This window comes from Streptomyces sp. NBC_00510, assembly GCA_036013505.1.
Classification (GTDB): Bacteria; Actinomycetota; Actinomycetes; order Streptomycetales; family Streptomycetaceae; genus Actinacidiphila.
This window is the reverse complement of record CP107851.1, coordinates 8,684,018-8,696,090: the sequence shown is the minus strand read 5'-3', so window position 1 is coordinate 8,696,090 and position 12,073 is coordinate 8,684,018. Positions and strand designations below refer to the sequence as shown.

Sequence of the window (12,073 nt, the reverse complement as noted above, 5' to 3'; positions counted from 1 at the left end):
CGGGGCGTCGACGGCAACGGGCACACGGCCCCTCACAACGCCGACCAGACTTCCCGGCACACCGGGCGCCTCTTCTTGACGCCTTACTGACACCCTAACGGCGGCACATCGGTGGCCCACCGTTCCTGGTACCTCCCGCACCCGGCGCCCGCGTCGTGACGTCAGATGAGTTCCAGGCCACCGTCGACGGTGATGACCTGCCCGGTGGCCTGGCGTCCGGCCGGCTCGGCCATGCGCAGGATCCAGTGGGCGATGTCCTCGACGTCCCCGATGCGGTGCGTGGGGATGCGGTCGCGCTCGTAGGCGTACATGTCGTTGATCGCCTCGGGGGTCAGGCCTGCGGCGACCATGACGTCGGTCCGGGTGGGGCCGGGAGCGACTGAGTTGACGCGGATGCCCTCCGCCGCGAGCTCGAGGGCCCAGCTGCGGGTCATCTGCTCGATCGCGGCCTTGGTGGCCGCATAGTGGGATCCCCCGGACATGGGGCGGTGTCCGTAGGTGCTCGACACGTTGACGATGCTGCCGGAGGACTCGCGCAGATGGGGCAGGGCCTCGTGCGCGAGCATGCTCGGCGCCACCACGTTGAGGGCGAACAGGTCGGCGATGACCTGCTTGTCCGCCTCGGCCAGGGGCATGACGGCCGTGGCGCCGGCGTTGTTCACCAGCAGGTCGAGCCGTCCCCAGCGCGCCACGGCGGTGTTGACGACCTGAGCGGGCGCGCCATCGTCGACGAGGTTCACGGACAGGGCTTCGATGTTCGGGTGGGCCTTGGCTGTTTCCTCGAGGGCGTCCATGCGGCGGCCGACACCGAGCACGTTCGCCCCGGCCTGCGCCAAAGCGTGTGCCGTCGCGCGGCCGATGCCGGACCCCGCGCCGGTGACGATGGCGACGTGACCGGAGAAGGGCAGGTGGGATGTGGTGGTCATGGACTCTCTCCTTTGTTCGATGTTCGGCGAACTACGAACAAGGTACACGCGTGTGAAACGCTTTGGTGGGAAAGGTGAGGCGTGACACGCGCCGCAGGTCGCTCCGCCGATCGCTACACGACGCCGCGCCCGCGCCCGTGCCGGAAAAGCGCAAGCGGCCCACCGCGTTCGACAGTGGGCCGCCTGTGGGCGCAGCAGGATGTCAGCGGAACAGCCGACCGAAATTGCGCACCTCCTCCGCGAAGATCTTCGGCTGCTCGAACGCCGCGAAGTGGCCGCCCCTGCTTGCCCGATTCCAGTAGACGAGGTTGGAGAACGCCTTCTCGGCCCATGCGCGAGGCGGCGTGTAGAACTCCTTGGGGAACAGTGTCACACCCATGGGCACGTCGATCTTGACTGCGTTCATGGTGATGTCCGAGTTCTCCCATTAGAAGCGTGCGGCGGACTCCGCCGTATTCGTCAGCCAGTACAGAGTGATGTCGTCCAGCATCTCGTCCAGGGTGAGGACCGACTCGGGGTTCTTGTCACTGTCGGTCCAGACACCGAATTTCTCGTAGATCCAGGCGGCCTGCCCGACCGGGGAGTCCGCCAGAGAGTAGGAAACGGTCTGGGGCCTGGTCATCATCTGGAGCTGATAGCCGATCTCGTTCTGCTGTTGTGTGTTCAGCTGATTCATCGCGACCCGCTCCTCCGGAGTGAGGCGCTTGGGGTCGAGATCAGGGGGAACGATCTGAGGGAAATTCACGTGGATGCCCAGCAGCCCCTTGGGACGCAGGACACCCAGCTGGACATTGACGGCAGCGCCCCAGTCCCCTCCTTGGGAGAGGTAGTGATCGTAGCCAAGGCGAGGCATGATCTTCGCCCAGGCCTTCGCCGTCCTCACGCGACCCCATCCCACATCGTCCGGCTGATCGGAGAAGCCGAATCCCGGGAGGGACGGGGTGACGACGTGGAATGCGTCACGCGCGGATCCACCGAACTCGGTCGGGTGGGTCAGGCGCCGGATCACCTTGCGGAATTCCAGGATCGAGCCCGGCCAGCCGTGCGTGAGCATGATGGGCATGGCGTCGCGGTGCGGTGACCTGGCATGCAGGAAATGGATGCTCACGCCGTCGATCACGGTGCGGTACTGCCCGAATCCGTTGAGCAGCGCCTCCACCCTGCGCCAGTCGTAGTGTCGCTGCCAGTGGTCCACGAGTCGCTTGACCCGCCACAGCGGAGCCCCCTGGGACCAGTCGTCCACGAGCTCTTCGGTCGGCCACCGAGTCATGGCCAGGCGCCGCCGCAGATCGTCCAGCATGCGCTCCGGCACGTGCAGCCTCATGGGCACGACCGCGCCGTCGCCTGGAGGCGGCGTGAACAAGCCTGCAGTCGTGGCACCCGTTCCCGTGACGGCCTCGGCGACCCCGGACGTCATCGCCGCCGCGGCGGTTCCCGCGCCCAGCGCCCCCATGGCGTACAGCAACCGTCGACGGCTGAGATTGCTCGCTCGACTCGTCATGCGTTACTCACTCCAGTCAGTCTTTTCGATGCCGCAGAACTGCCCGGCGCGGACCCAAGGGGAGTGCGGCGGCCCATTTCGCGCAGGCAAACGGCCACCCCTGCGAGGCGGTAGCCAATGTTGCGTTGATTTCGTGTGGGCACAGTGTCACGCCGCCGCTCAATGGCGGGTGGGGCCCCTTCGCGCACGACAACAGGCGGGATGTACACCACGTTCGCCAGTCATCGAACTTCGCTTGCGACCGTACACCGGCCATTCACCGACCGGGAATGTCGTGAAGGTGGCATAGCTCACGACCTTCGTTCTGACTCATGGGCGACACCGTGTGCACTTGCAATGAGAGCGCCGTCACGCCGATCGCAACGTTCAGGGCGAAGCCGGCCGTGTTAGGTTGTTCGGCATACGTCGAACGATCATTTTTCGGCGTTCACGCAGGGCCAGATGCAGGTGTCGGCCAGAGTCCGAGTGAATCCTTGCCAGGCCATCCACAAAGTGTCGTCGAGGTGCTCCTCGCGATGCCGCCGCCGGTCGGCCGTTGACCGGAGTGACCGGCGGCGTACCTCAACACCCAGCAGAAGGAGAAAAGCCATGAGTGCCATCACCACTGAGATGCAGGAATTCATCTCCCGCGTCGTGCACGACGGCAGCAACTACCGCATGGACGCCATGGAGAAGCTCTACACGGACGACATGGCGATCCTCTTCCCGACCCGGGAGGGAGCTATCGCGGCGGCTCCCCGCAAGGAGGTCTTCGCGGAGTTCGCCGCCCGGGGGCAGGCGGGTGAGGCGCCCCTGTCCACCGAGTACAAGGTCCTGCACACCGAGGACCAGGGCGAGTACGCGACCGCGCTTCTCTACCGTCGCATGAGCGACACCGCCGCCCCCTTCCTCTACGAGCTGCGCCTGAAGCGGGGCGGCGCCTACGGCTGGCTCGTCGCCGGGGAGACCGTCACACCGTGGCCCGACCCGGAGACCGCCGGTGCCTTTCTTCCGCCGCGACAGGCCGCCGCCTGAAGTCACCGAAACGACAGGACCCGGCTTCGGTACCCGCGCCGTTGGACGGGAGTGCGCGCGCACCAAGGGGTCCGCGTCGTGGCCACCGCCGGCCGCCGGCCCGAGCCGGCGGTGGCCCGCCTTCCCAGAGACGACTTCGCGAGTCGCACCGCAGACAGCCCGTCAGAAACCCGAAGGACGAACCATGTTCCCCACCGCACAGATCGGCGTCACCGGCCTCGCCGTGATGGGCCGCAACCTCGCCCGTAATCTGGCCCGGCACGGCTACACCGTCGCCGTCCACAACCGCACCCCCGCCCGCACCCGGGATCTGATCGACGGCTTCGGTCACGAGGGCACCTTCATCGCGGCGGACTCCGCCAAGGAGATGGTCGCCGCGCTGCAACGCCCCCGCCGCCTGATCGTCATGGTGCAGGCCGGCCGGCCCACCGACGACGTCATCGCCGAATACGCGCCACTGCTCGAGCCCGGCGACGTCATCGTCGACGGCGGCAACGCCCACTTCGCCGACACCCGCCGCCGCGAAGCCACCCTGCGCGAACGCGGCATCCACTTCCTGGGCACCGGCGTCTCCGGTGGCGAGGAAGGCGCACTCCAGGGCCCCAGCATCATGCCCGGCGGCTCCCAAGAGGCCTACCGGCTCCTGGCCCCCGTCCTGACCGACATCGCCGCCACCACCCCCGACGGCACTCCCGCCGTCGCCCACCTCGGCCCCGACGGCGCCGGCCACTTCGTCAAAATGGTCCACAACGGCATCGAGTACGCCGACATGCAACTCATCGCCGAGGCCTACCACCTGCTCCGCCACACCACCGGATGGCACCCGGCACGGATCGCCGAGGTCTTCCGCCAGTGGAACACCGGCCGGCTGAACTCCTACCTCATCGAGATCACCGCCGAAGTCCTCGCCCACCACGACACCGACACCGGCCTCCCCTTCATCGACGTCATCGCCGACGCCGCCGAGCAGAAGGGCACCGGACGCTGGACCGTGCAGACCGCCCTCGACCTCGGCATCCCCGTCTCCGGCATCGCCGAGGCCGTCTTCGCCCGCTCCCTGTCCGGACACGCCGCCCTGCGCGCCACCGGCGCCGCCCTGCCCGGCCCCACCCCCACCGTCCTCGGCGAACGCGACGCCGCCCGCTTCACCGACCAGGTCGAACAGGCCCTGTACGCATCCAAGGTCATCTCCTACGCCCAGGGCCTCCACCAGATCCAGGCCGCCGGCGACACCTACGGCTGGAACACCGACCTCGCCACCGTCGCCGCGGTGTGGCGCGCCGGCTGCATCATCCGCGCCGCCTTCCTCGACCGCGTCCGCGACGCCTACGCCACCGACCCCGCTCTGCCCAGCCTCCTCGCCGACCCCGGCTTCGCCAGGGAAGTCGGCGACGCCCAACTCCCCTGGCGCCTGGTCGTGGCCCACGCCACCCGCGACGGTGTCCCCGCACCCGCCTTCGCCGCCGCCCTCGCCCACTACGACACCCTGCGCACCCCGCGGCTCCCCGCAGCGCTGATCCAGGCCCAGCGCGACTACTTCGGCGCCCACACCTACCGCCGCACGGACCGCCCCGGCAGCCACCACACCCGCTGGGACACCGACCGCACGGAAGAAGCAGTCAGCTGACCGAGCGGGCAGCCGCACGCCCCGGGTCGAGGTACGTCAGGTGCTCGGCCGGCGCCTGTCCAGGGGTCGCCAACGGAAAATCCGCAGGTCACGGCGCCGCCCACAGGGGGCTGTCACAAAAAGGATGCTTGCCCGGTCAACTGTTGAAACCGGGGCAAAAAAGCTCCACGCCCCTGTCGTACCCATCCCCCATCCATCCGAGGGCAGCCACTTGGCGACCACATTCAGCCCCTACATGTCTCTTGGCAAACAGCTGAACACGGCCGAGATATCCGACACCGCCATCGCCCTGCTCGACGAGCGGGGGACCGTGGTCGGATGGACACAGGCCGCCCGGCAGCTCGTCGGACTCTCCGCGGGCGACATGGTGGGCCGGTCAGCCGCCCACGTGCTGCCGTCGTACGGGTCGGCGCCGTCGATGTCGGCCTTCGTCGAGCAGTGCCGCGCCCGGAACGGCTGGCCGGGCGTGACGGCGGTGCGCCACCGGGACGGCCGCGTGGTCGACACCACTCTGCGGATCTCCATGGTGCAGGGGCATGACGGCGAGACGCAGTGGCTCGCCTCCCTGATCAATGCCGGCACCTCGTCCGCCGGCTCCATCAACGAGTCGGTGCGGGGATCGTTGCTGACCCGCGCGCCGATCGGCGTCATCATCCGTGATCGGCAACTGCGGTGCACCGGCGTGAACGACACGATGGAGAGCCACGACGGCCTTCCCCGTGACGGGCGCCTCGGGCGCCGGTTCCCCGACATCCGGTCCGGCGCCGAGGCGCGGGCCATCGAGGCGCTGATGCGGCAGGTGCTGCGGAGCGGTACGTCCAGGGTCCACGAGTACCGCACCTGGCTCCCGACGGCTCCGGGCCGGGAGCGGCCGTTCGCGGTGTCCTGTCAGTGCCTCCTGGACGCGAACGACCAGGCACTGGGAGTGTGCGTCATCAGCGCGGACGTCGTCGAGGGCCGGCGGGCTCACGAGCGCCTCGCCGTCCTCGGCGAGGCCGGTGCGCGGCTCGGGAGCACCCTGGACGTGATGCAGGCCGGCCAGGAGCTGGCCGACCTCGCCGTGCCCCTGCTCGCCGACTACGTCGCCGTGGACCTGGAGCAGTCGGTCTCGTTCGGCGAAGGCCCCCCGGTCCGTGTCGGCACCGCGGGCAAGCGGCTGCCCGGTTTCCGGCGTGCCGGGCTCGCCTCGATCCACCCCGGGGTGCCCGAATCCCCGTGGCTGCGTGGTGAACCGATCGGCGTACCGCTCGTCTCGCCCCTTTCCGACGTGCTGCGTTCCGGCAGGTCCCGTCTGGAGCCGACGCTCGACACCGCTCCCGGCAGCTGGCTCGACACCGCACCGGAGCTGGCGCGCCGGCTCCGCGGCAACGGCGGGCATTCGATCATGATCGTGCCCATCCGGGCGCGTCGGACGCTGCTGGGAACGGCGTTGTTCCTGCGCACCGAGAATCAGACGCCGTTCCAGGACGTCGACCTGCTGCTGGCCGAAGAGCTCGTCGGCCGCGCCGCCCTGTCGCTGGACAACGCACGCCAGTACGCCCGCGAGCACACCGCGGCCCTCACCCTGCAACGCACGCTGCTCCCCCGCCAGTTGAAGGGCGGAGCAGCGGTCGAGACGGCATCGCGCTACCTGCCCGCCGACGTGGACCACTGCGTCGGCGGTGACTGGTTCGACGTGATCCCCCTGTCGGGCGCCCGGGTCGCCCTCGTCGTCGGCGACGTCGTCGGGCACGGCCTGCACGCCGCAGCGACCATGGGCAGGCTCCGCACCGCGGTCCACACCCTCGCCGACATGGAGCTGCCCCCCGACGAACTGCTGACCCGTCTCGACGACACCCTCCAGCGGCTGGCGGAGGGCGACGACCACGCGACCCCGGCGGTCATGGGCGCCACCTGCCTGTACGCCGTCTACGACCCCGCCACCCGCCGCTGCACCATGGCGGGGGCCGGTCACCCCCCGCCCGTCATCGTCGACCCGCAGGGCCGGGTCACCTTCCCCGACCTGCCCACCGGGGCCCCGCTGGGCATCGGGCTGGGAGACCCGTTCGAGGCCGTGGAGGTGGAGCTGCCCGAGGGAAGCCTCATCGCCCTGTACACCGACGGCCTGGTCGAGAACCGGGACCACGACATCGAGGAGGGCATGCGCCGCCTGGGCACCGCCCTCGCCCGGCCGGGCCGATCCCTGGAGGACCTCTGCGGCCTCGCGACGGAGACCCTCCGGGGCCAGGCCGCGTCCGACGACGTCTCCCTGCTCCTGGTCCGGACCCGCTCCCTCGCCCCGGACCAGGTCGCCTCCTTCACTCTGCCCGGCGACCGGACTGCCGCCCGCCAGGCCCGGGACATGACGGCCCGTCAACTGACCGCGTGGGGTCTGGACGGGCTCGAGGACCCGGCGAGGCTCATCGTCAGCGAACTGGTCACCAACGCGCTGCGTCACGGCGCCGGCCCGGTCGTGCTGCGCCTGATCCGGCATCAGGTCCTCACCTGCGAGGTGTCCGACGCCGACGGGTGCTTCCCGCGGCGGCGTCGCGCACGGTCCCTGGACGACCACGGCCGTGGCCTCTACCTGGTGGCCCAGTTGTCCCGCCGATGGGGCTGCCGGCCGGTGTCGGGCGGCGGCAAGGTCGTGTGGGCGGAGATGGACCTGCCCGCCTACAGACGGACCGATGCCGCAACCGGCAGGTGATCGCTGCCCGTGGCCGGGAGGGTCCAGGCCGACCGCGGTTCCATACCGCGCACCAGGATGTGGTCGATCCGGGCCACGGGGAAGGACGCGGGCCAGGTCAGGCCGAACCCGGCACCCGACTCGGTCTGGGCCGAACGTAGTTGGGACGTGACCGCGGACAGGGCCCGGTCGTCCGTGGTGCCGTTGAAATCGCCCATGAGCAGGGTGCGGGGCAGGGGTTCGGCGCGCAGGGCACCGGCCAGAGCGCGCGCGGCGGCGTCGCGTCCGGACGTACCGAAGCCGTACACGGGGGTGAACCGGACGGACAGCAGGTGGGCGACGTAGACGGCGACGGGCCCCTTGGGGGTGCGGACGGTGGCACGCAGGGCACGCGGCCAGGGCGCGATGTCGACCGTCCGGGTGTCGGTGAGCGGGTAGCGGCTCCACAGGCCGACCGTGCCCTGCACCGAGTGGAAGGGGTACGCGGCGCCCAGCGCGGTGCCGTACGCCTGCGCGTTGTCGCCCACTTCCTCGATGGCCACCAGGTCGGCGCCGGAGGCCGCCAGGGCACGGGCGGTGCGCGCCGGGTCCGGGTTCTGCTCGTTCGCGTTGTGCGTGACGACGGTCAGGTCCCCGCCGGCCGCCCGCTTGTCGGCCAGTGCCCCGCCGAAGAGCGAGCACCAGACGACGGCGGGCAGCAGGACGGCCACGGCGGCGGTCGCGGAGCGCCGCAGCAGCGCGCAGAGCAGCAGGAGCGGGACGGCCAGGCCGGTCCAGGGCAGGAAGGTCTCGACGAGGCTGCCGAGGTGGCCGGGCCCGTTGGGGACGTGGGTGTGGCCCATCATGACGAGGGCGGCCGACGCCGCGAGGGCGGCGGCGACGCGTCCTCGTCGCCACATGCCGGGGCACCTGCCCGGCCGTCGTCCGCGAGCGGGTTCGGGTTCCGGCGGGGCGCCGGGTACGCGGAGGAGAGTGGTCACGGCCGGCTCACCGGTCCCCCGACCGGGCACCGGCCGCGGACGCGGGGTCCGTCCCGGCGACCCATCGCCGTACGCCCTCCACCAGGGTGTGGCTGGTGCCCAGGACGGCGTTCAGGCCCTCCTGCGGGCTGGTGCCGGGACGCTGGTGGAGGACGACGCCGAGGGCGAGATGGCCGCGTCCGCGGCGGTCGGGTGCGGTGGCCGCCCACATCAGGGCGCCGCCCGCAGGGGTGCTGGAGCCGGTCTTGAGCCCGATCACGCCGGACGTGCCGAGCAGGGTGTTGGTGTTGAGGATGGTGCCGGGCACTCCGGGGACGGTGGTGCCGGGCAGGGCGACGACGGCTGCGAACACCGGGTCGCGCATGACCTGCCGGGCCAGCTTCAGCTGGTCGCCGGAGGTGCTGGTGGTGGTGGCCTCGATGCCGCTGGCCCCGGTGTAGGTGGTCCGGTCCATGCCGAGGTGGTCGGCGGCCCGGTTCATCTTGGCGACGAACGCCTCCTGCGAGCCCGCGTCCCAACGGGCCAGCAGCCGGGCGACGTTGTTGCCGGAGGGGATCAGCATCAGCTCCAGCAGCTGTCGTTCGCCCAGCCGCTGCCCCTGCCTGAGCGGCACGCTGGACTCCACGCCGGACACGGACTCGTCCGCGGCCTGCTGGTCGACGGTGACCCGGGGGCCGGTCGCGCCCTCGCGCAACGGATGGTCGCGCAGGATCACGTAGGCGGTCATCACCTTGGCGACACTGGCGATGGGCACCGGGTTCTGCGCGCCACGGTCCCCCAGGTCACCTCCGTCGCCGAGCCCCTCGACCAGCACGCTCGCCTGCCCCTCGTGCGGCCAGGGCAACGACACCGTGGGGCGGTGCTCCGGCCGCCGGCCGAGGAGACCGCCCGTCCGGGACCCGTCGCCTCCGTCGCCGTCGTCGCCCGTGGCGACGACCAGCGCGCCCAGCACGATCAGGGTGACCAGGGCGGCCGCGCCTGCCACGACGGGCACGGGGATACGTCGTGCACGGAGCGACCGGCCCGCCGCGGACCGCGGTCCACCGGTGTCACGTTCGCGGGGTTCGGGGACTGGGCGCATGGACGGGGCACCTCCACGGGATCACGGCGTGGCTCTCACGCACACCGCCCACCGTGGGGCGCGCTGGTGTCGGCCCGGCCGTGACCGTGCCTCCGCCACCGCTCGGCCGGTCATCCGTCGTGTATCAACGCCGTCCGGCCGTGCGCCGCGCCTCAGTCGGCCGCGGGCAACCGGAGGGTGGCGAGGGCCCCGCCGTCGGGCGCGTCGGCGAAGGACAGCGACGCGCCGATGACGCGGGCCTGCCCGAGCGCGATGGTCAGCCCGAGGCCGTGGCCCCGACCGCGCTCCGAGGCCCCGGTGCGGAACCGCTGGGGCCCGTCCGCGAGCAGCTCGCGCGGGAATCCGGGGCCGTGGTCCCGTACGGTCACCGTGGTCCCCGCCACCTCGACCTCGACGGGCGCGCCGCCGTGCCGGTGGGCGTTGACGACGAGGTTGGCCACGATCCGGTCGACCCGGCGCGGGTCGGTCCGTGCGTACACGGTGCCGTCGGAGGCGAACCGTGTCCGTAGCCCGGTGCGGGCCAGCGCGTCCTCGACGACCTCGGTGAGCGGGACGGGCCTGAGTTCGGCCCGCTCGGCGCCGGCGTCGAGCCGGGAGATCTCCAGCAGGTCCTCCACCAGGTCACGCAACACCCCCACCCGGTCCCGGACCAGGTCGGTGGCCTCCCCTTCGGGCAGCAGCCCGCTCGCGGTGACCAGGCCCATCAGCGGGGTGCGCAGTTCGTGGGCGACGTCGGCGGTGAAGCGCTGCTCGGCCGTCAGCCGCCCGAGCAGGCTGTCGGCCATCGAGTCGACGGTGGCCGAGATCTCGGTGATCTCGTCGCCGCTGCGGGCGCCGCGGCCGTCCGTGGTCCTCGCGGCCAGGTCACCGGCCGCGATCCGGCGCGCGGTCCGCGCCACGCGCCGCAGCCTGCGGTTGGGCAGCTCGGCCGCGAGCGCCGTCAGCGGTACGACGACGGCCAGCGCGGCCAGGGAGTACTTCCACATGTGCCGGTCCAGGGCGCGCCGGGTGAGCAGGTCGGACGTCATGTCGGTGCTCATCGCCACCGGGCCGCCCCGGATCATCTGCGCCGCCCACATCTCCGGGTGGTCCCCGGGGCTGTCACCGTCGTACCAGGTGGCGTGCCCGGTGCTCGGCCCCTGCCCGTGCCGCAGCCGGTCGAGCAGCTCGGCGGGCATCGCGGCGGGCGACGTCTCCAGCCCGTCGGGCGGCACGCCGTCGCGCCGGTACTCCTCCACGGCCCGGTCCAGCTGCTCCGTGGCCTTCGCGCCGCCGTCGTTCATCGACCGCTCCAGGGTGCTGCGGTGGACCAGCACCCCCACGGTCAGCGCGATCGCGCAGCAGGCCACGGCCACGAGGAGGGCGATCCTCCAGCGCAGCGAACGCCAGTTGAGCAGGTCCCGTACGGTGTCCACCTCAGCGCCGCAACTTGTAGCCGAAGCCGCGGACGGTCTCGATCCGATCGGCTCCGATCTTCTTCCGCAGCCGCTGCACGCAGAGGTCCACCACGCGGCTGTCGCCGTCCCAGCCGTAGTCCCACACGTTGCGCAGCAGGGTGTTCCGGTCCAGCACGACGCCCGGGTTCGCGGCGAACTCCAGGAGCAGCCGCAGTTCGGTGGGGGCGAGCGCGACGGGTGCGCCCGCCCGGAACACCTCAAGACCGGCGGTGTCGATCGTCAGGTCACCGAAGACGAGCCGGGCGGAGTCCTTCGGCCGCTCCACCGGGTCCGCCGGGGGCGGGACCGCGGCGGGGGCGGAGACGGGGGTGAAGGTCGCCCGGCGCAGCAGCGAGCGGATCCGGGCCACCAGCACCGCGGTGTCCACGGGTTTGACCACGTAGTCGTCGGCGCCCGCCTCCAGGCCGGAGACGACGTCCAAGGCGTCGCCGCGCGCGGACATCATCAGGATCGGGTCCATGCTGGTCTCCCTGACCCTGCGGCACAGCCCGATCCCGTCCAGGCCCGGCAGCATCACGTCGAGCAGCAGCAGGTCGTGGCGGCCCTCCCGGAACAGTTCGAGCCCGGTCAGACCGTCACCGGCCGACGTGACGCGGTAGCCGTAGCGCTCCAGTGCCATGGTGACCGACCTGCGGATCACCTCGTCGTCCTCGACGAGCAGGACCGCCACGGGCGCCGCGGCGGCCCCCTCTGTCACCAAAGCCGGCACTCTCTTCCCATCGGACGCAGGTACGGGGACTCCCATCATGCGCGAGGCGGGTGCCCCGCCGGGTGTCCGGTGGCGCTCGGCCACGCATCAACCGTGTATCAGTACGCGCTCAC

10 protein-coding genes are annotated in these 12,073 nt (G+C 71.4%); 3 read left to right on the top strand and 7 right to left on the bottom strand.

Annotation, left to right across the window (positions count from 1 at the left end; translation table 11 throughout):
- Positions 1–161: 161 nt before the first annotated feature.
- The 3 genes from OG937_39490 to OG937_39480 all read right to left on the bottom strand — a co-directional run bounded on the left by OG937_39490 (position 162) and on the right by OG937_39480 (position 2,427).
- The gene (locus OG937_39490; GenBank protein WUD77363.1) at positions 162–926 is read right to left on the bottom strand and encodes an SDR family oxidoreductase; all 765 of its coding nucleotides are present in this window, start codon (positions 924–926) and stop codon (positions 162–164) included.
- 202 nt (positions 927–1,128) lie between these two features.
- Positions 1,129–1,332, bottom strand: a complete 204-nt coding sequence (locus tag OG937_39485; protein ID WUD77362.1) for a hypothetical protein — start codon at positions 1,330–1,332, stop codon at positions 1,129–1,131.
- Between the two features lie 21 nt (positions 1,333–1,353).
- Positions 1,354–2,427 (bottom strand): alpha/beta fold hydrolase, encoded by a 1,074-nt coding sequence (locus OG937_39480; GenBank protein WUD77361.1) that lies wholly within the window; start codon positions 2,425–2,427, stop codon positions 1,354–1,356.
- 588 nt (positions 2,428–3,015) lie between these two features.
- On the opposite strand from OG937_39480, the gene OG937_39475 reads away from it, so the two are divergent.
- From OG937_39475 to OG937_39465, 3 genes are all read left to right on the top strand, one after another.
- Positions 3,016–3,441 (top strand): hypothetical protein, encoded by a 426-nt coding sequence (locus tag OG937_39475; protein ID WUD77360.1) that lies wholly within the window; start codon positions 3,016–3,018, stop codon positions 3,439–3,441.
- A 184-nt stretch (positions 3,442–3,625) separates the two neighbouring features.
- The gene (gene gndA / locus OG937_39470) at positions 3,626–5,068 is read left to right on the top strand and encodes an NADP-dependent phosphogluconate dehydrogenase (protein ID WUD77359.1); all 1,443 of its coding nucleotides are present in this window, start codon (positions 3,626–3,628) and stop codon (positions 5,066–5,068) included.
- Between the two features lie 235 nt (positions 5,069–5,303).
- Positions 5,304–7,754, top strand: a complete 2,451-nt coding sequence (locus OG937_39465; protein WUD77358.1) for a SpoIIE family protein phosphatase — start codon at positions 5,304–5,306, stop codon at positions 7,752–7,754.
- Here OG937_39465 and OG937_39460 read toward each other — a convergent pair.
- The 4 genes from OG937_39460 to OG937_39445 all read right to left on the bottom strand — a co-directional run bounded on the left by OG937_39460 (position 7,721) and on the right by OG937_39445 (position 11,870).
- Positions 7,721–8,632: an endonuclease/exonuclease/phosphatase family protein gene (locus OG937_39460; protein ID WUD77357.1), complete on the bottom strand. Its 912-nt coding sequence runs from the start codon at positions 8,630–8,632 to the stop codon at positions 7,721–7,723. The two genes, OG937_39465 and OG937_39460, sit on opposite strands and share 34 nt — an antisense overlap.
- Positions 8,633–8,720: 88 nt before the next feature.
- Positions 8,721–9,794 (bottom strand): D-alanyl-D-alanine carboxypeptidase, encoded by a 1,074-nt coding sequence (locus OG937_39455; protein ID WUD77356.1) that lies wholly within the window; start codon positions 9,792–9,794, stop codon positions 8,721–8,723.
- Positions 9,795–9,946: 152 nt separating this feature from the next.
- The gene (locus OG937_39450; GenBank protein ID WUD77355.1) at positions 9,947–11,209 is read right to left on the bottom strand and encodes a HAMP domain-containing histidine kinase; all 1,263 of its coding nucleotides are present in this window, start codon (positions 11,207–11,209) and stop codon (positions 9,947–9,949) included.
- A 1-nt stretch (position 11,210) separates the two neighbouring features.
- A complete protein-coding gene (locus OG937_39445) occupies positions 11,211–11,870 on the bottom strand; it encodes a response regulator transcription factor (protein WUD79021.1) in 660 nt (219 codons plus the stop codon).
- Positions 11,871–12,073: the final 203 nt, after the last annotated feature.